Below are 23,812 nucleotides of genomic sequence, written 5' to 3'. Positions count from 1 at the left end.
TCACCTGTCCGCGGACTCGCGCGGAAGACGCCCGGACGCCAGCGCGGCGGTGAGCGCGGCGAAGTCCCGATCATTCTGCTCCGCGTATGCGGCGGCGAAGTCGGCGACCGCCTCATCGAACGCGGAGCCGCGACCGACATATCCGGCGATCTCGACGCGATCGCCGGAGCGCGCGTGGGCGCGGGCGAGCGTCTCCCCGCAGATCCGGGCATAGAGGGTCGCGCCCCGAGCTGTCATCGTGTCCGGATCGCTCCCGCCCTTCCCGTCCTGCAGCTGACGCAGATAGAAGTCGCGGTGCTGGCCGTCGACCCCGACGATCGACTGCCATCCGAGGAAGATGTCGCTCGACGCCTGCATCAGGCGCTGACCTCGCACCACACGCTCTCCGTGGGAGGCGAACTCGCTCGGACCCAGGAAGCGTTCGAGAACCGATTCCTGTGCCTCCTTCGCCTGCAGGAGCAGGGGGTCGTCGTCGTCTCGACCGCTGAACAGCAGCACCCAGGCGCGGGTCCCCACGCTTCCGACGCCGACGACCTTGCGAGCCATGTGCCGGTAGCGGTACTCGTCGACAGGGTGGCGTTCGCCGACGAGCGTCGTCCGATAGGCCGCGATCACGTGCCGCATGACCTCCTCATCGTCGGAGGCATCGTCCGCGTCTCGGAGGATGTCCTCCACAGGCACGATCAGCGGCGGGGCGGCGATGATCCGCAGATCGCCGTCCACCACGCGCACCAGCTTGCGGAAGGCCTTCCGGTGGCCCCGCCTTCGGGCCTTCTCGATCACGGCATCGAGGCGACCGACCTCGCCATCTCCCGCGCGATCGTCACGGCGTTCCGAGCGCAGCCACTGCTGCGCTCGCTCCGCGTCGAGCCGGTCGTACCACGCGTCGAGCACCGTCGCCTTCGCCGCCTCCCTGATCCCAGTGCGATAGCCGCGCGCAGCGGCCAGCACGCAGGCGCGCCCCTCCTCTGTGGAGAATCCCCGCTGTCTGGACGCGACCGCGAAGCTCGCCGCGAGACGTTTGACGTCCCATTCGAACGGCCCAGGGAGCGTCTCGTCGAAGTCGTTGATATCGAAAGCGAGGTTCCGCTCCGGCGTGCTGTACAGGCCGAAGTTCGACAGATGAGCGTCGCCGCAGAGCTGCGTGATGATCCCGGTGTGCCCTGCCGAGGCGAGATCCGATGCCATCAGCAGCGCTGAGCCTCGATAGAACGCGAGGGGCGAGGTCGCCATCCGGGCATATCTCACCGGCGTGAGCTCTCGGACGCGCGATCTCCCCTGCTCCTCCAGCAGATCGATCGGGTCCGGCCTGTCATCCTTCGGCGACCAGATGCCGAGCTGCGATCGTGGCATCCGCGTACGCGCGGAGCGGCCTGCGTCCCGCCGTTCGCCGAACGTTCTCGCCCCCGTCGATCGACGACTCGTGTCCATGCGGTTCTCCGTTCTCCGAGCGACCGTCGTAGGCGAATCGGACGTCAGTATCACAGGGGGCGGGCGAGCCATCCAGAGGGGCATCATCCGCATCGGGTGATCCCCTCGCAGCGACACTCCCCGGCGTCGCTAGGGTGACCGCATGACCGAGCTGACCATCGGATCCCTGACCGCTGACCCCACGGAGCCCGTGCACCTCGATGCGCGACGATTCAACCGTCATACGTTCTGGTGCGGGCAGAGCGGCAGCGGCAAGACCTATGCGCTCGGAGTCGTCCTCGAGCAGCTCCTGCTGCACACCGAGCTGCCGATGCTGATCTTCGACCCCAACGCCGACTTCGTGCGGCTGGCCGAGACGAGACCCGGGGCGAGGGTCGACCACGCCGCGCAGATCGCGCAGAGCGACATACGCGTGTTCCGCTCGGGGCATGATGCCGGCGAGCGACTGCACACCCGCTACCTCGATCTGTCACCCGCGGCGAAGGCTGCGGTTCTGCAGATCGATCCGATCGCGGACGCCGAGGAGTACAACGTCCTCCTGCACTGGTCCGTGAGCGCCACGGAGTTCGACACCGAGCGGATGCTGCAGGAGTTCCGTGAGTCCGGCGATCCGGCCCGGGTGCGCCTCGCCAACCGCATGGAGAACCTTCAGGTGCTCGAGTGGGATCTGTGGTCGCGGGGCGCGGGCTCCGTCGTCGACGTGATCGAGGAGCGCCCGCGCGCGACGGTGCTCGATCTCGGCGGATTCGACCACCCTGCCGAGCCGAAGGTGGCGGCCCTCGCCGTGCTCGAACAGCTGTGGGCGCGTAGGGAGAGCCGCCGGCCGATCCTCATCGTGGTCGACGAGGCGCACAACCTCTGCTCGCCCGAGCCGCGCACCGCGGTCGAACGAGCGCTCACCGAGCAGCTGGTGCAGATCGCCGCCGAGGGGCGCAAGTTCGGTCTGTGGCTGTTCCTGTCGACGCAGCGGCCGACGAAGATCCATCCGAACGTGCTCTCGCAGTGCGACAACCTCGGCCTCATGCGTGTGAACGCCCCGCGGGACATCGCCGAGTTGGCTGAGGTGTTCGGCTTCGTCGGCGAAGACGACATCCGGCGGGCGCAGGGCTTCGCCCAAGGTCAGGCGCTCTTCGCGGGAGGCTTCATCCCGCAGCCGACGTTCGTGCAGATGGGGGCGCGGCTCACCGAGGAGGCAGGCGCCGACGTCGTGGTCCCGCTGCGTGTCTGAGGCGTCGGTGCGGAGGGTCAGCGCCAGATCGCCGCGATACCTGCGTTGAGAGCGGTCAGGATGCCGACGAGCCAGAACATCGCGGTCGGCACCGAGCCGGACTTGCGCTGCTTCGACGTGCCGATGCCGAGGAGTGCGCCGATCACGAGGAGCACGACGAGCTTCGTGCCGATCTTGGCGTAGTTCATCTCGACGCCGTCGGGCAGCCCCCACGGAGCCGCGAGTGCGAGACCGGCGACTGCGGCGATCGTCATGCCGATGCTCATCAGGCGCGTGAACTCGCGCTTGCCGCCGAACGCCTGCACGGCCCAGGCGCCGAACAGCACGGCGAAGCCGATGAGGTGCACGAACAGGACGATGTGGCGCAGGGTCTCCATACCCTCACCGTACGAGTGCGCGACGACGGGCCGCCAGCAAGGGCAGGCTGACCTCAGCCGCGCAGCTCGCGCACGAGGAGGGCGGTGCGCAGTGCGGCATCCGCTGCCTCTGCGCCCTTGTCCTCCTTCGAGCCCTCGAGACCCGCACGGTCGAGGCCCTGCTTCTCGTCGTCGAGCGTGAGGACGCCGAAGCCCACCGGCTTGCCCGCATCGAGCGAGACGCGGGTCAGCCCGTCGGTCGTCGCCGCCGAGACGTACTCGAAGTGCGGGGTTCCGCCGCGGATGATCACGCCGAGGGCGACCACGGCATCCGCTCCGCCCGCGAACGCGGCCTGGGCGGCGAGAGCGAGCTCGAACGAGCCCGGCACGCGCACGAGTCGGTACGCGGCGTCGGCCTCGTCGAGGACGCGCTGCGCACCGGCGATCAGGCCGTCGGTGATGACGTCGTGCCAGGTGCCGGCGACGATGACGACCTTCAGTCCCCGCCCGTCGATCTTCTCCGTCTTGGGTGCTCCTGCGCCGCTCATGCGTCGTCCTTCCGTCCGTCGGCGAGAGCCTCTGCGAGCTCCGCCTCTCCGATGATGTGACCCATCCGGTCACGTTTGGTCTCGAGGTACTGGTGGTTGTTGGGTCCGACGCCGACGATCAGCGGCACCTGCTCGACGACGTCGAGCCCGAGATCGCGCAGCTGATTCACCTTGTCGGTGTTGTTGGTCAGCAGGCGCACCTTCGAGACTCCGAGGTCGGCGAGGATCCCTGCCGCAGCCGCATAGTCGCGGGCATCCGCCGGCAGCCCCAGCGCGAGGTTGGCGTCGACCGTGTCGAGACCCTCCTCCTGCAGGCTGTACGCGCGGAGCTTGTTGATCAGACCGATGCCCCGGCCCTCGTGGCCTCGCATGTAGATGACGATGCCGCCGTCCTGCTCGATCGCGTCGAGCGCGGCGTCGAGCTGGGGGCCGCACTCGCACTTGAGCGAGCCGAACGCCTCGCCGGTCAGGCACTCCGAGTGCACACGCACGAGGGCGGTCTCGCTCGGCTCGCCTGACACGACGGCGATGTGGTCTGTGCCGGTGACCCGGTCCTTGTAGGCGAGGAAGCGGAACGTGCCGTGCGTCGTCGGCACGGTCGCATCGGCGCGCAGACTCACGCGACGACTGGCGTGTTCGGGCGACCAGCCGGTGGGGTCGGTCTCGTTGAGGTGCGCGATGAGCTGCTCGATCGTGATGACCGGCACCCCGTCTCGCGCGCCCAGCTCGATGAGGCCGGGAAGCCGCATCATGCTGCCGTCCTCGGCGACGACCTCGGCGATGGCGCCCACCGGGCGGAGACCGGCGAGCTTCATCAGATCGACGGCGGCCTCGGTGTGGCCGCTGCGCTCGCGCACGCCTCCGTCCACGGCGCGCAGGGGAAGCACGTGTCCAGGGCGGATGATGCTCGTCGCGGTCGACTCGGGGTTCGCCAGGACGTTCAGCGTGTGGGCTCGATCGTGCGCGCTGATGCCCGTCGTCACACCCTCCGCCGCGTCGACGCTCACGGTGTAGGCGGTCGAGCGCGCGTCTTCCGACGCCGCGACCATCGGCTGCAGGTTGAGGTTGTCGGCGAGGTCGGCGGGCATCGGCGCGCAGATGAACCCGGACGACCAGCGGACCGTCCACGCGACCCATTCGGGCGTCGCGAGCTCCGCCGACATGATGACGTCGCCCTCGTTCTCGCGATTCTCATCGTCTGCGACCAGGACGGGCCGTCCGGCACGCAGGGCCTCGAGGGCCTCGGAGATGGTGGAAAGGCTCATCGCGAGCCTCCTTCCGGTGCTGCCCTGAACGCCAGCAGACGTTCGACGTGGCGGGCGAGGATGTCGGTCTCGAGGTTGACACGGTCGCCGACCGTGCGAGAGCCGAGGGTGGTGGCGGCGAGGGTCTCGGGAATGAGCGAGATCTCGAACCAGTGGGCATCGCCGTCGACGGGGCTGACCGCGCTCACCGTGAGCGAGGTGCCGTCGACCGAGATGGAGCCCTTGTCGACCACGAGCGGCGCGAGGTCGTGCGGCAGCGAGATGCGCAGCACGCTCCACTGCTCCCCGGGGCGCACCTCGAGCACGCCGCCGACGCCGTCGACGTGTCCCTGCACGATGTGGCCGCCGAGCCGTGCACCGACCGGCATCGCCTTCTCGATGTTCACACGGGTGCCGACGGTTGCTGTGCCGAGCGCTGCGACGTCGAGGGTCTGCTTCATCACGTCGGCGTCGAAGGTGTCGGCTGTCGAGTCGACGACCGTGAGGCAGACGCCCGACACCGCGATGGACTCGCCGTGCACGGCGTCGGAGACCGCTTTGGGGGCGCGAACCGTCAGGCGCCAGCCGTCTCCGGCGGGCGCGATGGCGGTGATCTCGCCGATCTCCTCGATGATTCCGGTGAACATCAGGCGGCTCCTTCTTCGGTGGTGAGCGCGGGATGAGCGATCGCCAGCAGGTCCGCCCCGAGAGGCAGCCACTCCTCGATCGTCAGTCTGCGGGCGGCGTCGATCGATCCCACGCCGATGTCTGTGAGGGCCAGCCGATCGCCGCCGAGCAGCACCGGCGCGAGGTAGGCGAGCACGCGATCTGCGAGTCCGTCGGCGACGAAGGCACTTGCCAGCGTCGGACCGCCTTCGACGAACACGCTCTGGATGCCGCGCGAGTGCAGGTCGGCGAGAACATCGTGCAGGTCATGGGTGTCGTAGAAGAGCGGCGTCTTCGGATGCCGACGGATCGCCGCGCCATCGGGGGTCTGACGCGAGCCGATCACGACGGGGACCGGCTGCCGGTCGTAGAGTGCATCGCCGTCGCGGGCCGTCAGCGAGGGGTCGTCGGAGAGCAGAGTGCCGGTTCCGACGACGATCGCATCGGCCGCGGCTCGACGTCGGTGCACGTCGGCCCGGGCTTCCGGTCCGGTGATCCACTGACTGCTTCCATCGGATGCCGCCGCGCGGCCGTCGAGGGACTGGGCCCATTTCACGGTGACGTGCGGTCGCCCGAGGCTCTGAGCGGTGAGCCAGCCGTCGATGAGATCGTGTGCGACATCGGCCTGCTCGCCCGAATCGACGCTCACCCCCGCTGAGCGAAGGCGGTCGGCACCGCCGCCCGACACGGCGCCGGGATCGTCGAGGGCGTAGACGACGCGCGAGACGCCTGCCTCGATGAGCGCGACGGCGCACGGTCCTGTCCGCCCGGTGTGGTTGCAGGGTTCGAGTGTGACGACTGCGGTCGCACCGTCGGCGGCGCCGGGTGCGAGCTTCGAGAGCGCATCGACCTCGGCGTGAGGGGTGCCGGCACCGTGGTGCCAGCCTTCGGCGATGATCTCGCCCTCGGGGGAGAGGATGACGGCGCCGACCTGGGGGTTGAGGCCTCGAGGGCCGAGCGCCGCGAGCTCGAGCGCACGGGACATCGCCCGCCGTTCCGTCTCGTTCACTGCCATCCGTGGTCCTCTCTGAGGCTCCGGGGATTCTCCTCGAGGGGAGACGTCGGCAGAACGCGCGCGCGGCGGCGCACCGTGCTGCCTCCCTTCCGGACTAGCGAGGCTGCGCCTCGCACCACCGTCGGTCCCGGAATTCCACCGGATCGGCATCTCGGAGAACCGAGACGCTCGCGGACTGTCACCGCCGGTTCGGATTCTCACCGACCCCGGAGCACGTTGATGCTCTGAGTGTACTCAACACATCCGAATGCATTTCATTCCGCGTCGAAGTGCTACTTGAGCAGCCGCGACAGGCGGCGATCGGCGAGTGGTTTGCCCCCGGTCTGGCAGGTCGGGCAGTACTCCATCGAGCGGTCGGCGAAGAAGACGCTGCGAACGGTGTCGCCGCACACGGGGCACTCCTCGCCGCGACGGGCGTGCACCTGCATGCCACGGCGCTTCGCGTCTTTGAGGTCGGCCGGCGGCTTGCCCGAGGCCTCGGCCACGGCATCCGTCAGCGTCGTCTGCATCGCGGCGTACAGGCGATCGATCTCGTCGTCGCCCAGCTTGTCGGCGATCGCGTAGGGCGACATGCGCGCCGCGTGCAGGATCTCGTCGGAGTACGCGTTGCCGATCCCGGCGATCACACCCTGGTCGCGCAGCAGCCCCTTGATCTGCGTGCGCCTGCCGCGCAGCAGGTCGGCGAACACGTCGCGGGTGAAGGACGCCTCGAGGGGGTCGGGGCCGAGGCGGGCGATGCCCGGCACCTCTTCCGGATCGCGCACGACGTAGACGGCGAGCGACTTCTTCATGCCTGCCTCGGTGAGGTCGAATCCGCTCTCGTCGTCGAGTCCGACCCGGATGGCGATGGGCGACTTGCCGGGTTTGATCAGCGTCGTCGGCAGATTCTCGTACCAGCGCAGCCACCCTGCCTTGGCGAGGTGGAACACGAGGTGCAGGTCGTCGCCGCACGAGAGCACGATGAACTTGCCTCGTCGCGACGCCGCAGTGATCTTCGCTCCGTGGAGAGCGGTGTTCGGCGGATCGTAGGTCTTCAGCGCAGCGATCGCCCCCACGCTCGTGCGCACGATCGTCCGCCCCACCGCGCGCTCGGTGAGAAACGCGGTCAGGCCCTGGACCTCCGGCATCTCAGGCATGCGCTCATCCTGCCACCGACGTCGGACACGCGGCTAGGGCGGCTCCCTGGAGGATCGGCCAGTCCACCGGCGCACGGTCATCGGCCGGGAGGAGCCCGCCGAACCATCCGTCGTCGCGACCGCGGTCGCTGGTGAGCGCCTGGCGCCCCAGCCCCTCATAGCGGAAACCCAGCGCGCGAGCGGCACGGGCCGACGGGACGTTGCCGGCCACCGCGCGCCAGCCCAGCCGAGCCAGACCGAGCTCCTCGAACCCCCAGTCGACGACGGCGCGAGCCGCCTCGACGAGGTAGCCGTTGCCGCGTGCTGACTCGGTGACCCAGTATCCGATCTCCGCGTGCCCGCCGGTGCGGTGCTCGGTGATGTGATGCAGCCCGATCGACGCGACCAGTTCGCCCTCCCGGTAGGCGCACCAGATCGTCTGGCTCCCGTCGGCCCACCATTCGCGGATCAGGCGCACGTAGCCTTCGCCGTGCTCACGCGTGTAGGGGCTCGGCACCGTGGTCCACCGAGGGATCTCCGGGTCCTGACAGGCCGCGGTGATCGCATCGACGTCCGACTCGTCCGGCACGTGCAGGACGAGGCGCTCGGTGGTGAGGGTGACCGGTTCCATCCCGGCATCCTACGGCTCCCGCAGCGCGTGTCCGTGGCGATCCCGATGCCGGTGTCGGTGGCCGCGGCTAGGCTTGTCCGGTGACTGTGCCGGGGATTCTGCGCGCCTTGGAAGAGGCATCTCTTTTTCGTGACGCCCTGACGTGGGCCCAGACCGATGCCGACCTCGGCCTCGTCGACGGCCTCGACGCTCCGGCACTCGCCGGTCTGCTCGACAAGCGCCGGGCAGCCGGGCATCCGGCCGCGCTCCTGACTGTCGTGCCGACGGGCAGACGCGCCGAGAGCCTCGCCGCGGCGCTCGCAGCGTACATCCCCGATGCCGAGGTCGTGACATTCCCCGCGTGGGAGACGCTCCCGCACGAGCGCCTCAGCCCGAGCCCTGACACCGTGGGCCAGAGACTGCAGACCCTGCGTCGCATCGCGGAGTGGTCGGGCGATCATCCCCTCGTCGTGGTCGCCTCGGTGCGAGCCGCACTCCAGCCGATCGCGGGCAACCTCGGCGAGATCGCGCCGCTCGAGCTGCGTACCGCCAGCAGAGGGCACGAGCTCGACCACGTCGTCGAGCAGCTGGTCGAGCGCGCCTACTCGCGTGTCGACATGGTGTCGCGCCGTGGCGAGTTCGCCGTGCGCGGCGGCATCCTCGACGTCTTCCCTGCGATCTCGGAGCATCCGTTCCGCGTCGAGTTCTTCGGCGACGAGATCGACCAGATCCGCGCGTTCTCGGTCGCCGATCAGCGCTCCCTCCCCGGCGATGTCGACGGCGTCGATCTGCCTCCGAGCCGCGAGCTGCTGCTGACTCCCGACGTACGCGATCGCGCGCGAGCGCTGATCGGCGGGTTCCCGGCGATCGCGGGCATGCTCGAGAAGATGGCGGAGGGCATCCCGGTCGAAGGCATGGAGTCCCTTCTTCCGGCGGTCTCCGGGCCGCTCAAGTCACTCGCCGAGTATCTGCCCGAGGGCAGCGCGACCGCCGTCGTCGACCCCGAGAGGTCGAGTGCTCGGGCGATCACGCTGGGCGAGACCAACCGCGAGTTCCTCGACGCGGCCTGGAGCGCGGCGACCTCGGGTGCGTCGGCGCCCATCGATCTCGGCGCCGGCGACTTCCTCACGATCGCCCGGCTGCGCGAGGTCGTCCGTGACCGCGGCGGCGTCTGGTGGCGCCTGAGCCCGTTCTCGATGGGCGGCGAGGACGCCGAGACCATCGACGCTTCGGTCATCCCCTCGTTCCACGGCAACGTCGACGGCGCGATCTCGTTCGTCGAGGCGAAGGTCGCCGACGGCTGGCGGATCGTCGTGATCGCCGCCGGAGCGGGCCTCGTCGACCGCGCCCGCGATGTGCTCTCCGACCGGGGGATCGCCGCCCGCATAGTGTCCGAGCTGATCGACGCACCCGACACGGGCGTCGCGACGCTCGTCACCGGCTCGGTCGAGGCCGGATTCCAGATCCCCGAGGCCAAGCTCGCCGTCCTCACCGACAACGAGTTCTACGGCCGCACGATCGGCGGTGACCAGCGCGTCGTCAAGAAGCTCGCCTCCCGTCGGAAGAACGTCGTCGATCCGCTGCAGCTCAAGCAGGGCGACTTCGTCGTGCACAACACCCACGGCATCGGCCGCTTCGTCGAGATGACCCAGCGCGAGGTCTCGACCGGCGGGCGCAACGCGACGAAATCGGTGCGTGACTACCTGGTGCTCGAATACGCGCCGTCGAAGCGCGGATACCCGGGCGACAAGCTCTATGTGCCCACAGATCAGCTCGACCTGCTCTCGAAGTACGTCGGCGGTGAGGGACCGACCCTCTCGAAAATGGGCGGCAGCGACTGGTCGCAGGCGAAGGGCAAGGCTCGCAAGGCCGTGCGCGACATCGCCGTCGAGCTCGTCAAGCTGTACTCGGCGCGCATGAGCGCGAAGGGCCACGCGTTCGGGCCTGACACCCCCTGGCAGCGCGAGCTCGAGGAGGCGTTCCCGTTCGCCGAGACCCTCGATCAGCTGCAGACCATCGACGAGATCAAGGCCGACATGGAGCGTCCGATCCCGATGGACAGGCTGCTCTCGGGCGACGTCGGCTTCGGCAAGACCGAGGTCGCCGTCCGCGCGGCGTTCAAGGCGATCCAGGACGGCAAGCAGGTCGCGATGCTCGTGCCGACCACGCTCCTCGTGAAACAGCATCTCGAGACATTCACCGAGCGATTCGCCGGATTCCCCGTCAAGGTGCGCCCGCTGTCGCGGTTCCAGTCCGACAAGGAGGCGCGTCTCACTCTCGACGGTCTGCTCGACGGCACCGTCGACATGGTGATCGGCACGCACCGCATCCTCACCGACCAGGTCATGTTCAAGGATCTCGGCCTGATGATCATCGACGAGGAGCAGCGCTTCGGCGTCGAGCACAAGGACACGCTCAAGAAGATGAAGACCAACGTCGACATCCTCGCGATGAGCGCGACCCCGATCCCGCGCACGCTCGAGATGGCTGTCACGGGCATTCGCGAGATGTCGACTCTCGCGACGCCGCCGGAGGACCGGCATCCGATCCTCTCGTTCGTGGGTCCCCGCAGTGACAAGCAGATGGCGGCGGCGATCCGACGAGAGATCCTGCGCGAGGGCCAGGTGTTCTTCGTGCACAACCGCGTGCAGTCGATCCAGCGGGTCGCCGCCCAGCTCGCCGAGCTCGTGCCCGAAGCGCGCATCGCCGTGGCGCACGGTCAGATGGGCGAGCACGCGCTCGAGCAGGTCGTCGACGACTTCTGGGAGCGCAAGTTCGATGTGCTCGTCTCGACCACGATCATCGAGACGGGCCTGGATATCGCGAATGCCAACACGATCATCATCGACCGGGCCGACAAGTACGGTCTGAGCCAGCTGCATCAGCTGCGCGGCCGCGTCGGCCGTGGTCGTGAGCGCGCCTATGCGTACTTCCTCTACGACGAGATGAAGCCGCTCAGCGAGACGGCGGCGGACCGCCTGCAGACGATCGCAGTGAACAACGACCTCGGATCCGGAATGCAGGTCGCGCTCAAGGACCTCGAGCTGCGAGGCGCCGGCAACCTGCTCGGCGGCGAGCAGGCCGGCCACATCGCGGGCGTCGGATTCGACCTCTACCTGCGGATGATCGGCGAGGCGGTCGCGACCTTCCGAGGCGAGGACGTCGAGTCGGGTCAGGAGCTGCGCCTCGAGCTGCCGCTGGACGCGCGCATCCCCGAGTACTACATCGACAGCGAGCGACTTCGTCTCGAGGCGTACCAGAAGCTCTCGGCCGCCTCGACGGCCACCGCGAAGGACGACGCGATCGATCTCGTGATCGACGAGCTCACCGACCGCTACGGCACCCCGCCCGACGAGGTCACGGGACTCATCGCCGTCGCTCGTCTGCGTCGTCGGGCCGCCAAGGCCGGACTCGCCGACGTCGTGGTGATGGGGTCGAATCTGCGCATCGCGCCGGCGCGGCTCGAGGACTCGATCAAGGTGCGCCTGCAGCGGCTCTATCCGAAGGCGAAGCTGGTCTCCGGGGGAGAGGCGCTCGTAGTGCCGATGCCGACGATCCCGGCCGCGGTGGGTGTCGGCCTCGAGCCGCTTCCCGACGCCCAGCTGCTCGAATGGGTCGAGCAGCTGTTCACAGCCATCTTCCCGGAGCCCGCGAAGGTCGAGTGACGGGAACCGACTACAGCGAGAAGCCGCCGTCGGTGGTCAGCACCTGACCGACCACCCACGAGCCCGCGTCCGTGCACAGCCACCCGATCAGGCGGGCCGGGTCGCCGGGGCGGCCGACACGTCCGAACGGGGTGCCGGCGATCCACTCGTCGACGCCGGACAGATCGCGATCCGTCGTGTCGGCGTCGAGGTAGCCCGTGTTCACCGGGCCGGGATTGACGGTGTTCAGCACGATCCCGACGTCGAGCAGCTCGGCGGCTGTCGAGCGTGTGATCCCCGCCAATGCGGCCTTGCTCGTCGCATACGAGATCTCGCCGCGCATGGCTCCGTGCCCCTGGCCGGAGGTCATCCAGATGACGTGGGCGGTCGGCTTCTCGAAGGGGCCGAGCGTCGGAATGCTGTCGCCGGGGCGCGCGACCGGTGACTCGGGTCCGCCGAGCCCATGGCGGACCCGACGCGCGAGCCCGGCGGTGAGCAGCAGCGAGGCGCGGGCGTTGGCCTGCCAATGCGCATCCAGTCGGTCGGCGGTCATGTCGAAGATCGTGCCGTCGCCGCCGCTCATCGCCTGGTTGCAGACGACGATGTCGAGACGGCCGGAGAGGGACGATGCCGCGTCGAGCAGCGGTTCGATGCTGTCGGGGTCGCGAAGATCAGCCTGCGCGTCGCCCATCACAGCCCCGGACGCGAGAGAGTCGCGGATGCCCGCGCGCACCGCGTCGAGATCGTCCCCGCCCCAGGGGTGATCGAGATCATGGGGGCGGAAGTGGTGGAAGAACACGTTCGCACCGAGGGAGGCCAGTGTCGTCGCGGTGGCGAATCCGATGCCGCGTCTGCGGGAGACACCGGTCACCAGAACGGTGCGTCCGAACAGGGGAAGGTCGGGGGAGTGCATGGCAGTGAGCCTTTCGATCGAAGAAGCCGCGGGCACGCCGAATGGCGGTCCGAGGCGGGAGAGGGGATCGAGTCAGCTGCACTTCATGGGCGTCAGCGTAGCAGGAGGCTCGGTCAGCCTTCTCGACCCGTGCGCGGCGGCGCTACGCTGGCGTCATGTTGTACGAGCACCTCGGGGCTCGGCCCCGGATCCATGACACCGCCGTCGTCGCTCCCACCGCCGTGATCTCCGGAGACGTGACGATCGGTCCAGACTGCCAAGTGCTGCACGGCGCTGTGATCACCGCCGAGGGAGGTCCGATCAGCATCGGCGAGCATGTCATCGTGATGGAGAACGCGCTCATCAGGGCCACGGCTGCGAATGCCGTGCACATCGGTTCGCACACGCTCGTGGGAACCCTCGCGAGCATCGCCGGGGCGACCGTCGGCGAAGAGGTCTTCCTCGCGTCCGGCGCACGGATCTTCAACGGAGCACTGGTGGGCGACAGATGCGAGGTCCGTGTGAACGCCATCGTGCACCGCCGGGCGGTGCTGCCGTCGGGCACGGTCGTGCCGATCGGCTGGGTCGCGGTGGGTGATCCGGTGCAGTTGCTCTCGCCCGACCGAGAGGCCGAGATCGCAGCCGCTCAGCCCGAACTGGACTTCCCCGGTCACGTGTTCGGAGTGGACCGCGACACCCCCGATCTGATGGTGCAGCTGACCGAGCGCTACGGCAGCTCGCTGGCTCGGCACGCCGACGATGTGCGTCTCGACGCCGACGGCCGCGCGGCGGGTCGAGGGTGAGCGACGGCACAGGGCTCGTCCGACCGGACATCAGCACGGACGACGCCGTGCTGATCGCCCGCGAATGCTACGGAGTCGAGGCGGTGGCCAGCGAGCTCGGCAGCAATCAGGACCGCAACTTCGTGCTGCTCGAACCCGACGGGTCCCGCAGCGTCCTGCGCGTCGACAACCCGGTCTTCGGCGATGACGCACGATCCGCGCAGCACGCAGCTCTCGACGCGTACCGTGCAGCCGGCGTTCGTGTTCCCACAGCGCTTCCGGGGCTCGACGGTGAGCTCACCCAGCGCTGGCGAGGATTTGCGGTGCGGCGCAGCGAGTTCGCCGAGGGTGAGCCGCTGGTCGACGCGGGCTATCTCGCTCCCCTCGTCCTGGGGGAGTTCGGCACGCTGGCTGCGGCATCCGTGAACGCGCTCGCAGGTCTCGTGCATCCGGGGCTCGACCGTGAGCAGATGTGGGACATGCGCGTCGCGTACGAGCAGATCATCGGCCTCGCCCCGGCCATCACGGATGCCGAGCTGCGCTCGCGCGTTCGCACGGCGGCGGACGAGGCGCACACGGCTCTGTCGTCCGTCGCCGCTGCGCTGCCGGTGCAGCCGATCCACGGCGATCTCACCGACGACAACGTCACCGGGGTGCGCGGCGCCGATTCCCGACTGCACCCGCACACGGTGCTCGACCTGGGAGACTTGGGGCTCGGATGGCGGGTCGCCGAACTCGCGGTATGCGTCTCGTCGATGCTGCACCATGAGCCGGAGCGCCCGCTTCGGGCACTCGACACCGTCGCGGCATTCCACGCCGATGCCCCGCTCACTCGCGACGAGGCGGTCGCGGTGTGGTCCCTCGTCGTGCTGAGAGCAGCTCTTCTCGTCCCCAGCGGCTGGCGACAGCTCGCGATCGACGGGGACAACGACTACGCCCGCCAGAGGATCGCCGGCGAGCAGGCGATCTTCGACGCCGCGACCGACGTTCCGCTTCCCGAGGCGACCGAGCTGGTGCTCGCTCGGCTCGGGTTCGAGGCGCCCGAGTTCGAATCGCCGGAGGGGGCTGCGCCGCCTCGCGCGGCGCCTGAACCCGGAGTCGAGGAGCCTGAGACCGGGCGACCCGAGACTCCGGAGGCTGACGATTCCGAATCAAGGGAGCCTGAGACGACTGTGCCGGAGACGACTGCGCCGGTGACGACTGCGCCCGATGCACCGCTGGTCGACGCGGCCGACCGCACGCGCCCCGAGCTGTCGACGCTTCTTCCGGATCTCGACGGTCGCGTGGCCGTGATCGACCCCGGCATCGAGGCCGAGGGGCTGGACGCCGGAAGATGGTTGCGTTCCGACGCCGAAGCGCTTCTCATCGCGGAAGCGCATGCGCAAGGTGCTCGTGCCGCCGTCGTGCCCTACGGTGTGTTCCGACTCACGCGCGTGACGATCGACGCCGCGAGCGCTGCCGCCACGTGGCCGATCGAGACCGAGGTGCACGTCGCCCCCGGGCCGTCCTCACGGATGATCGCGCCGGCAGAGGGCGAGCTGAAGATCACCGAGGGCGCGGTGCGCGTCGCACTCGACACCGGGTGGATACTCGAGATCCGAGGCGCCGACCTCGAGCCGAACCGCAGCGGACGAGTCGAGCGGGGCGAGAGCATCGGCAGGCTCGCCGCATCCTTCGAGAACAGGACGATCATCGTCGGACTCAGGCGGGCGGATGCTCCGATGCTTCCGGCGACGCGCTCCGATGCGCCTGCTGTCGCGCACCTCGTCGCCCCCGATCATGTCGAGGCATGGCGCCGCTTCACGGCAGATCCGGCGGGGCTGCTCGGGCTCCCCTCCTACGCGCAGCGGGACGAGGCCGGGCAGGAGCTCACGCGAAGGGAGCGCATCTTCGCGGACGCACAGGAGCGCTATTACGAGCACCCGCCGCAGATCGAGCGAGGCTGGCGGCATCATCTCGTCGACACGACCGGTCGCAGCTACATCGACATGGTGAACAACGTCGCGGGGCTCGGACATGGCCACCCGCGAGTCGCGGCGGCGGCGAACCGCCAGCTGAAGACGCTCGCCACCAATTCGAGGTTCCTGTTCCGCGGCCTCGCGGAGTACAGCGAGAGGCTGATCGCGCTGATGCCCGAGGGGAGCGGTCTCGACACCGTGCTGCTCGTGAACAGCGGCTCGGAGGCGGTCGACCTCGGCATCCGTCTCGCCCAGGCGGCCACCGGGCGACGCACGGTGGTGGCGCTTCGAGAGGCGTATCACGGCTGGACCATGGCGAGCGATGCCGTGACGACCAGCGCCTACGACAACCCGCATGCTCTCGCGACGAGGCCGGACTGGGTGCATGTCGCCGACGTGCCCAATCCCTTCCGCGGCACATATCGCGGCCGGAACACGGCCGACCGGTACCTCGCCGATCTCGCGGCAGACCTCGACCGACTCACCGCAGACGGCAGAGACCCGGCGGCGTTCCTGTGCGAGTCCGTGCTCGGCAACGCCGGGGGAGTGCTCCTGCCCGACGGCTATCTGGCGGGAGCCTACGAACTGATCCGCGCGCGCGGCGGTCTCACCATCGCCGACGAGGTGCAGGTGGGCTTCGGCCGCATGGGGTCGACCTTCTGGGGATTCGAGCAGTCCGGCGTGGTTCCGGACATCGTCACGATCGCGAAGCCGATGGGCAACGGCTTCCCCATCGGGGGCGTGATCACCTCGAAGCGGATCGCCGACGCGCTCAGCAGCCAGGGGCAGTTCTTCTCTTCAGCCGGCGGCAGCACCCTCAGCAGCAGCGTCGGCCTCGCCGTCCTCGACGCGATGGTCGAGGACGACCTGCAGCGAAACGCGCTCGAGGTCGGTCGGCATCTGGCAGATGCCCTTCGAGCGCTGGCGCAGCGGCATCCGATCGTGGGTCCTGTGCATGGTCAGGGCCTCTATCTCGGCGTCGAGCTCGTGCGCGATCGCGAGACGATGGAGCCGGCGGATGCCGAGGCGGCGGCGATCTGCGAGCGGATGCGGGAGCTCGGCGTGATCGTGCTCACCACCTCGGAACGCTCGAACGTGCTGAAGATCAAGCCGCCGCTCTGCCTGACGCCGGAGAGCGCCGACCACGTCGTCGCGATGCTCGACCGTGTGCTCACGGACGGATGGTGACCGGAGGAGAGTCTTCGAATCGAGTCGGTTCTCGGCATGTTAAATGCGTATTTCGAATCAGATCTGCTCTTCCGCTGACGAATATCCCGGGTACATACTGAGCGTCAGTGTCGGACCGCCCGAAGTCCGGCCCATGCGCTGTTCCCGAAGGAGTACTCATGGCCACGCCCATCAAGACGAAACCGCTCGCGCAGGGCGGCGGAACACTGCGCCGCAACCTCGGTCTCTGGGCGATCGTCGGTCTAGGTCTCGGCTACATGACGCCGACCGTCGTCTTCGACACCTTCGGCATGGTCGCTCGCGACACCGACAACGTCGTCCCCGCCGCCTACCTCGTCGCCCTCGTCGTGATGGTCTTCACCGCGATCAGCTACGGCAAGATCTCTCGCGCCATCCCGAGCGCGGGCTCCGCCTACACGTATGTGCGCAAATCGATCCACCCCAACCTGGGGTTCATGGTCGGCTGGACCTCGCTCATCGACTACGTGCTGCTTCCGATGGTCAACTGCCTCATCATCCGCAGCTACCTCGAGGCGCTGTTCCCCGACATCCCCGGCTGGATCTGGGTCGTGCTCTACTGCATCCTCGTCACGAGCATCATCTACATGACGATGCGCGGCACCTCGAACATGAACATGATCCTGCTGGTGTTCTCGATCGTGGTCATGGTCGTCTTCGTGGTCATGGTCGTCGCGCAGCTGATGCGCGGTGAGGGCGCGGCGACGATCGCTTCCGCAGCCCCGTTCATCCACGACGGTGCGACCATCGGCGCCGTGCTCATGGGCGCGACGATCGTCTGCTTCTCGTTCATCGGCTTCGACGCGGTGACCATGTACGCCGAGGAGGCGAAGGACCCGAAGACGATGCCGAAGGCGATCCTCCTCACCGTGCTGCTCGGCGGGGCGATCTTCCTCGTGGCCGCGTATGTGACACAGCTGCGATTCCCCGATTGGAACGAGTTCGCCCCCGGCGGCGACATGCAGTACGTCGAGGACTCCACGCTGCCGATCATCGGAAACCTCGTGGGCGGCAACGTGCTCATGGCCGTGCTGACGGCGGCGGGCTTCTGCGCGACCCTGGCATCGGGGCTCGCCTCGCATGCGTCGGTGTCACGCATGCTGCTCGTGATGGGCCGCAACAACGTGCTGCCGCAGAAGGCGTTCGGCTATATCAACCCCCGCACCCACACGCCGACGTTCAACATCGTGCTGGTGGGCGCGATCTCGCTGCTGGCGATCCCGTTCACACTCGAACTGATCGCCGCATGGATCAACTACGGCGCGCTCATCGCGTTCACCTTCGTCAACATCTCCGTGATCGCATGGTTCGCGATCCGCAAGGGCCGTCGCCACACACCGCGCGACATCTTCTCGTACATCGTGATGCCCGGGATCGGCATGCTGCTCACCGGGCTGCTGTGGGTCAACCTGCACGCGGACGCGCTCACCGGGGGTCTGATCTGGACCGCTCTCGGCCTGATCTACCTGGCCGTGATCACGAGGGGCTTCCGCAAGAAGGTCGTCGCGTTCGACGAGAACCAGCCGGTGACCGGATTCAACAAGGTCGTGAAGGTGCCGGTCGACGAGAGCTGACGACCCGGGATGCAGAAGAGCCGCCACCCGTGAGGGAGGCGGCTCTTCGCACGTGCGCGGGGCGCGAGTGGGTCAGATGACGCCCTGCGCGAGCATCGCGCCGGCGACGCGCTCGAAGCCGGCGATGTTCGCTCCGGCGACGTAGTCGCCTGCGACGTCGTAGCGCTCCGCGGCATCGAATGCGGCGCTGTGGATGTCCGCCATGATCTCGCGCAGCTTGTTCTCGCTCGCATCGAAGCTCCACCGCTGGCGCGAGGCGTTCTGGCTCATCTCCAGCGCAGAGGTCGCGACGCCACCGGCGTTCGCGGCCTTGCCGGGCGCGAACAGCACACCGGCGCCCTGGAACGCTTCGACGGCTGCGGGGACGCAGGGCATGTTCGCGCCCTCCGACACGGCGCGCACGCCGTTTGCGATGAGGGCCTCGGCGGCGTCGAGATCGAGCTCGTTCTGCGTCGCGGAGGGCACTGCGATGTCGACGGGAACCTCCCAGACGCTGCCGCCCTCGACGAACCTGGCACCCGGACGACGGTTCGCGTACTCGACGATGCGGGCGCGCTCGACCTCCTTGATCTGGCGGAGCAGGTCGACGTCGATCCCGGCGTCGTCGACGACGTAGCCTGACGAATCGGATGCCGTGACAGCGGTCGCGCCGAGCTGCGATGCCTTCTGGATCGCATAGATCGCGACGTTGCCCGAGCCCGAGACCCCGACGCGCTTGCCGTCGAGCGAGTCGTTGTGCACGCCGAGCATCTCCTGCGCGAAGAACACCGCCCCGTACCCGGTGGCCTCGGTGCGCACCTCGGCGCCACCCCAGCCGGTGCCCTTGCCGGTGAACATGCCCGACTCGTGACGGTTGGTGATCTTGCGGTACTGACCGAAGAGGTAGCCGATCTCACGACCGCCGACCCCGATGTCGCCCGCGGGAACGTCGGTGTGCTCGCCCAGGTGTCTGTAGAGCTCGCTCATGAACGACTGGCAGAAGCGCATGATCTCGGCATCCGAACGGCCGTGCGGGTCGAAGTCGGAGCCGCCCTTGCCGCCGCCGATGCCCTGCCCCGTGAGCGCGTTCTTGAAGATCTGCTCGAACCCGAGGAACTTGATGATCGACAGGTTGACCGAGGGGTGGAAGCGCAGGCCGCCCTTGTACGGGCCGAGGACAGAGGAGAACTGGATGCGGTAGCCGCGGTTGACCTGCAGACGACCGGCATCGTCGACCCACGGCACCCGGAACAGGATCTGACGCTCGGGCTCGACCAGGCGGTCGAGGATGCCTCCGTCGACGAACTGCGGGTTGCGCGCGAGCACCGGCGCGATCGAGTTCAGCACCTCGTGCACGGCCTGCTGGAACTCCGGTTCGTGCGGGCTGCGGACGAGCACCGTGTCGAAGACGGGCTGCACGGACTCGGCGAGCGGGTGGAAGTCTGCGGAAGACGAAGAGGTCACGCGAAAGAGCTTTCTGATCGGGGGATGGTGCTGCGTGCGATCGTGTCGCGTGAGGGTTCGCCGGATCGGGCGGAGTTTTCACTCTAGCGGGCACGCCGATGTGAGGATCTTCACCCAGGCATGCACTCGCTCAGGCGCGATGGGCGTCGATCACCCGGTGTTCTGCAGGCCGGCCGCGACGCCGCTCACCGAGAGCAGCAGCAGGCGCTTCTGCTCGTCGTCGGCACCTGATCCGGTCGCCTCGGCGGGGTCGCGCAACGCGCGCAGAGCACGCAGCTGCAGCAGCGACAGGGCGTCGACGTATGGCGTGCGCAGCTGCACCGCGCGCTGCAGGATCGGCTTGTTCTCGAGCAGTCCGACCCCGCCCGTGAGGCGGATGACCCATTCACGGGTGAGCGAGAGCTCGTCCAGCACGAGCTGCGCGAGATCGTCGCGGTCACCGAGTGCGAGGTACTGGCGGGCGATGCGCTCATCGGTCTTCGCGAGGCTCATCGCCACGTTGTCGATCATGGTGCGCAGCAGCGGCCAGTCGCGGTAGGCCTCGATGAGTCGCGCCTCGTCGCCGACCGCCGCGAGAGCCGTTCCGAGGCCGAACCACCCGGCCAGGTTGATGCGCGCCTGGGTCCAGGCGAACACCCACGGGATGGCGCGCAGGTCTTCGAGCGACTCCACCGACAGTCCGCGCCTGGCAGGACGCGAACCCAGGGCGAGCAGGCCGATCTCCTCGAGAGGCGTCACCGTGGCGAACCAAGGGGCGAATCCCTCGGCCTTCACGAGCGAGAAGAACCGCTCGCGGGAGGACGCGTCCATGACGGCGGCGATGTCGGCGAACCGCGCCGCCGCGTCGCTCGTGTGCTTCTCGACCGACGGCGAGGATGCGAGCAGGGTCGCCGCGGCGACCTGGTCGATGTGGCGCATCGCGATGGCCGGCTCGCCATAGCGGGCGAAGATGACCTCACCCTGCTCGGTGAGCTTGAAGCGACCGTCGACCGAGTGCGGCGGCTGGGCGAGGATCGCCGAGTTGGCCGGCCCGCCGCCGCGCCCGAGGGCGCCGCCACGGCCGTGGAACAGGGTCAGCTCGATGTCGGACTCCAGCGCCCACTGCGCGATCTTCTCCTGAGCCTCGTACAGCGCGAGGTTGGCTGCGACCGGGCCGACGTCCTTCGACGAATCCGAGTATCCGAGCATGACCTCGAGCCGGTTGCCCGTCGCCGCGAGGCGCGCCTGGAACTCGGGGAACGTCACGGCCTCCGCGAGGATGCCCGGGGCGGCCTGCAGGTCGGCGAACGTCTCGAACAGGGGCACGACGTCGAGCACGGGCGCGTCGTCGCCGAGCGCGTGCGCGGCGAGCCGGTGCACGTTCGCGAGGTCGGAGGCCGCCTGCGTGAACGACACGACGTAGCGGCCGGCGGCGCGGAGGCCCCGGTCCCGCTGGATCTCGGCGATCGCGCGGAAGACCTCGAGCACCTCTTCGGTCTGGGCGCTGATCGCCTCGCCGCTCTCGAGCTCAGCGAGGGCCTTCGCATGCACCTGCGAGTGCTGACGGACCTCGAGCTCGGTGAGGTGGAAGCCATACGTCTCCACCTGCCAGATCAGGTGCTGCACACCGCCGAAGGCGTGGCGCTTCGCACCGGCATCCGACAGCGAGGACTGCACCACGCGGAGGTCTTCGAGCAGCTCCTCCGGCCGGGCATACCCCTGCTCGTCGCCATGCCTCGTGGCTGCGACGCGATGTGCCAGAGCGAGCAGCACCCGTCGGTGGGGCTCGCCGGGCGAGCGGGCGGCCAGCTCGTGTGCGACCCGCGGCTCGGCGGCGGCGAACGAGTCCCAGAGCGCCGAGACGGCGTCACTCGGGGGCGTGTCCTCGGCGCTGAGCGTGAGAGTGCGGCCGATGCGCTCGAGCGCGCGCTCGAGACCGCGCAGCACGTGGTCCGAGGCGATCTGCGACGCCTCCCGTGTCACGGATGCCGTCACGAACGGGTTGCCGTCGCGATCGCCGCCGACCCAGGAGCCGATGCGCACGAAGGCGGGGACGACCGGTGCGCTGGAGCCGGAGTCATCGCCACGCAAGGCGTCGTCGATGCGCCGGTACACGTGCGGCACAGTGGTGAACAGCGTCTCGTCGAAGACGCCCATGACCGTGCGCACCTCGTCGGTCGGTGACGGCTTCTCGGCACGCAGGGGAGCGGTGCGCCACAGGGTGTCGATCTCCTCCAGCATCCGGCGGCGTGCACGGTGCTCCTCGGCCCCGCCCTCGCTCGCGGCGTCGTGCTGGGTGAGCAGCTCGGACAGACGGCGGATGCTCGACGACACGGCGCGGCGGCGCGCCTCTGTCGGGTGAGCGGTGAACACCGGGTGGAAGCGCAGGCCCTCGAGGCGACGACGAGCCTCGTCGTCGCCGACCTCGGTCTTCAGGCGCGCGTACGCCGTGGCGACCGTGTCTGCGGCATCCTCGCGGCCGGGCTGGCCGGCGCGCTCGCGCAGCACCCGCACGCGCTGGTGCTCCTCGGCGAGATTCACGAGGTGGAAGTAGCAGGTGAACGCCCTGGCCACCTCGTCGGCGCGCGCGATGCTGAACGACTCGGCGATCGCCGCGGCGCGGTCGAACGCGTCGGAGGTCTCCTCGTCGTAGGCCTGGATCGTCGCCAGTCGCAGGCGCTCGACATCCTCGAAGAGGTCGTCTCCGCCTGCTTCGCGCAGAACCTGGCCGAGAAGGGCGCCGAGCATTCTCACGTCGGTGCGCATGGCATCCGGAATGCCACGGCCCGCTTCGAAACGGCCGATGATGCGGATGGCCGAGGTGTCAGTGGGCTCGGGGAAGGCGTGTTCGGGGGTCACCGTTCGAGAGTATCCCGGGTCGGGACCGTGCTCTGAACGCATGACGGCGCGAGACGCCGGGCACGGGCGCAACTACCATGGGGGCGATGCGCATCTCCGCGAACCCCCTCCGAGGTCAGCAGTTCCCCGCTGTCCTCCTCCTCGTCGCGGCAGGACTCGGCATCCTCCTGGCGAATCTCCCGTCGCACGATGCGCTCGCCGCAGTCCTCGACTTCCATATCGCGGTCCCCGGCACCGTCCTCGACCTCTCGATCGAGCACTGGGTGTCCGACGGGCTGCTCGCGGTGTTCTTCCTGGTCGTGGCGATCGAGCTGCGACACGAGCTGACCCACGGCGAGCTCGACTCTCCGAGCAAGGCCGTGCAGCCGGCGATCGCCGCCGCAGGGGGCGTGCTGGTGCCGATCGCCGTCTATCTCCTCATCGCGGGCGACTCGGCGACCGCCACCGGCTGGCCCATCCCCACCGCGACCGACATCGCCTTCGCGCTCGGCGTCCTCGCCATGTTCGGCCGCGGGCTGCCCTCGAACGTGCGGGTGTTCCTGCTCGCGCTGGCGATCCTCGACGACATCATCGGCATCATCTTCATCGCCGTGCTCTTCGCCCACGATGTGCAGTGGCTGTTCCTCGCCCTCGCCGTCGTCGCGGTCGTGGCCTTCTGGCTGCTGAGCAGACTGCTGCACGCCAAGGGGCACCCGGCGATCGCCGTCGCGATGGTCGTGGTCGGCATCGTCGCCTGGGGCCTCGTGGCGTCGTCTGGAATCCATGCCACGATCGCCGGCGTGATGCTCGGGCTCGTGATGTCGCCCGTCCCTGCCGCGCGCACCCGTCACGCTCTCGAGCCGACGGTGAACGGCGCGATCCTGCCCCTCTTCGCCTTCGTGGCCGCGTTCGTGGTGATCCCCGCTCTCGCACCGTCCGAGCTGTCGCCCGCCTTCTGGGGGATCGTCGTCGCCCTGCCCATCGGCAAGATCGTCGGAATCTCGCTGTTCGGATGGCTGGCGATGCGGATCCGGCCCCGAGGTTCAGCGCCCGCCTTGCCGTTCGCCGACATCTTCGCCGCCGGCGCGCTCGGGGGGATCGGCTTCACCGTCTCGCTGCTGCTGGCCAATCTCGCCTTCGCGACCGATGCGGGCATTCGCGACCAGGCGATCCTGGGCGTGCTCGTCGGCTCGCTCGCGGCGCTCATCCTGTCGGGCGTCATCGTCTCGCTCCGTGCCCGCACCTACCGACGCCTGGGCGTCGTGACCCCGTGACCAGGAGGC

At 68.9% G+C, this 23,812-nt stretch carries 17 protein-coding genes; 6 read left to right on the top strand and 11 right to left on the bottom strand.

Annotated elements, in window-relative coordinates; all coding sequences use genetic code 11:
- A complete protein-coding gene (locus tag ACIP5T_RS06195) occupies positions 1-1,353 on the bottom strand; it encodes a DUF2252 domain-containing protein (protein ID WP_400861550.1) in 1,353 nt (450 codons plus the stop codon).
- 220 nt (positions 1,354-1,573) lie between these two features.
- On the opposite strand from ACIP5T_RS06195, the gene ACIP5T_RS06190 reads away from it, so the two are divergent.
- Positions 1,574-2,659, top strand: coding sequence for an ATP-binding protein (locus tag ACIP5T_RS06190; protein ID WP_400861548.1), 1,086 nt, complete (start codon positions 1,574-1,576; stop codon positions 2,657-2,659).
- 17 nt (positions 2,660-2,676) lie between these two features.
- On the opposite strand, the gene ACIP5T_RS06185 is transcribed toward ACIP5T_RS06190, so the two are convergent.
- From ACIP5T_RS06185 to ACIP5T_RS06155, 7 genes are all read right to left on the bottom strand, one after another.
- A complete protein-coding gene (locus ACIP5T_RS06185) occupies positions 2,677-3,036 on the bottom strand; it encodes a Fe-S protein (protein WP_400861546.1) in 360 nt (119 codons plus the stop codon).
- Positions 3,037-3,089: 53 nt separating this feature from the next.
- Positions 3,090-3,563, bottom strand: a complete 474-nt coding sequence (gene ribH / locus ACIP5T_RS06180) for a 6,7-dimethyl-8-ribityllumazine synthase (protein ID WP_400861543.1) — start codon at positions 3,561-3,563, stop codon at positions 3,090-3,092.
- Entirely contained in the window at positions 3,560-4,828 is a 1,269-nt protein-coding gene (gene ribA / locus ACIP5T_RS06175) for a GTP cyclohydrolase II (RefSeq protein WP_400861541.1), read from the bottom strand. The genes ribH and ribA overlap by 4 nt, the downstream gene beginning before the upstream one ends.
- The gene (locus tag ACIP5T_RS06170) at positions 4,825-5,454 is read right to left on the bottom strand and encodes a riboflavin synthase (protein ID WP_400861539.1); all 630 of its coding nucleotides are present in this window, start codon (positions 5,452-5,454) and stop codon (positions 4,825-4,827) included. The genes ribA and ACIP5T_RS06170 overlap by 4 nt, the downstream gene beginning before the upstream one ends.
- Positions 5,454-6,488 (bottom strand): bifunctional diaminohydroxyphosphoribosylaminopyrimidine deaminase/5-amino-6-(5-phosphoribosylamino)uracil reductase RibD, encoded by a 1,035-nt coding sequence (gene ribD / locus ACIP5T_RS06165; protein WP_400861536.1) that lies wholly within the window; start codon positions 6,486-6,488, stop codon positions 5,454-5,456. The genes ACIP5T_RS06170 and ribD overlap by 1 nt, the downstream gene beginning before the upstream one ends.
- Before the next feature lie 272 nt (positions 6,489-6,760).
- The gene (locus ACIP5T_RS06160; RefSeq protein ID WP_400861533.1) at positions 6,761-7,624 is read right to left on the bottom strand and encodes an Fpg/Nei family DNA glycosylase; all 864 of its coding nucleotides are present in this window, start codon (positions 7,622-7,624) and stop codon (positions 6,761-6,763) included.
- A 4-nt stretch (positions 7,625-7,628) separates the two neighbouring features.
- Entirely contained in the window at positions 7,629-8,234 is a 606-nt protein-coding gene (locus ACIP5T_RS06155) for a GNAT family N-acetyltransferase (protein ID WP_400861530.1), read from the bottom strand.
- 80 nt (positions 8,235-8,314) lie between these two features.
- Between ACIP5T_RS06155 and mfd the strand changes: the two genes are divergently transcribed.
- On the top strand, positions 8,315-11,878 hold the full coding sequence (mfd, locus tag ACIP5T_RS06150) for a transcription-repair coupling factor (protein WP_400861528.1): 3,564 nt from the start codon (positions 8,315-8,317) through the stop codon (positions 11,876-11,878).
- A gap of 10 nt (positions 11,879-11,888) precedes the next feature.
- Here the strand turns inward: mfd and ACIP5T_RS06145 are convergent, their stop codons facing one another.
- Positions 11,889-12,770: an SDR family oxidoreductase gene (locus ACIP5T_RS06145; RefSeq protein WP_400861525.1), complete on the bottom strand. Its 882-nt coding sequence runs from the start codon at positions 12,768-12,770 to the stop codon at positions 11,889-11,891.
- Positions 12,771-12,925: 155 nt separating this feature from the next.
- On the opposite strand from ACIP5T_RS06145, the gene ACIP5T_RS06140 reads away from it, so the two are divergent.
- The 3 genes from ACIP5T_RS06140 to ACIP5T_RS06130 all read left to right on the top strand — a co-directional run bounded on the left by ACIP5T_RS06140 (position 12,926) and on the right by ACIP5T_RS06130 (position 18,269).
- A complete protein-coding gene (locus ACIP5T_RS06140; RefSeq protein ID WP_400861522.1) occupies positions 12,926-13,552 on the top strand; it encodes a gamma carbonic anhydrase family protein in 627 nt (208 codons plus the stop codon).
- Positions 13,549-16,677 (top strand): aminotransferase class III-fold pyridoxal phosphate-dependent enzyme, encoded by a 3,129-nt coding sequence (locus ACIP5T_RS06135; protein WP_400861519.1) that lies wholly within the window; start codon positions 13,549-13,551, stop codon positions 16,675-16,677. The genes ACIP5T_RS06140 and ACIP5T_RS06135 overlap by 4 nt, the downstream gene beginning before the upstream one ends.
- Before the next feature lie 158 nt (positions 16,678-16,835).
- Positions 16,836-18,269 (top strand): APC family permease, encoded by a 1,434-nt coding sequence (locus ACIP5T_RS06130; protein WP_400861517.1) that lies wholly within the window; start codon positions 16,836-16,838, stop codon positions 18,267-18,269.
- A 72-nt stretch (positions 18,270-18,341) separates the two neighbouring features.
- On the opposite strand, the gene gdhA is transcribed toward ACIP5T_RS06130, so the two are convergent.
- The gene (gene gdhA, locus ACIP5T_RS06125; protein WP_400861515.1) at positions 18,342-19,712 is read right to left on the bottom strand and encodes an NADP-specific glutamate dehydrogenase; all 1,371 of its coding nucleotides are present in this window, start codon (positions 19,710-19,712) and stop codon (positions 18,342-18,344) included.
- A gap of 150 nt (positions 19,713-19,862) precedes the next feature.
- Positions 19,863-22,550, bottom strand: a complete 2,688-nt coding sequence (locus tag ACIP5T_RS06120; RefSeq protein WP_400861513.1) for a phosphoenolpyruvate carboxylase — start codon at positions 22,548-22,550, stop codon at positions 19,863-19,865.
- Positions 22,551-22,636: 86 nt separating this feature from the next.
- On the opposite strand from ACIP5T_RS06120, the gene ACIP5T_RS06115 reads away from it, so the two are divergent.
- Positions 22,637-23,803: a Na+/H+ antiporter NhaA gene (locus ACIP5T_RS06115; protein ID WP_400861510.1), complete on the top strand. Its 1,167-nt coding sequence runs from the start codon at positions 22,637-22,639 to the stop codon at positions 23,801-23,803.
- Positions 23,804-23,812: the final 9 nt, after the last annotated feature.

Origin of the sequence: Microbacterium sp. NPDC088619 (genome assembly GCF_044752825.1) — a bacterium.
Taxonomy (GTDB): domain Bacteria; phylum Actinomycetota; class Actinomycetes; order Actinomycetales; family Microbacteriaceae; genus Microbacterium.
Note: the sequence above shows the minus strand (reverse complement) of the source record. Positions and strands in the feature narration are given on the sequence as shown.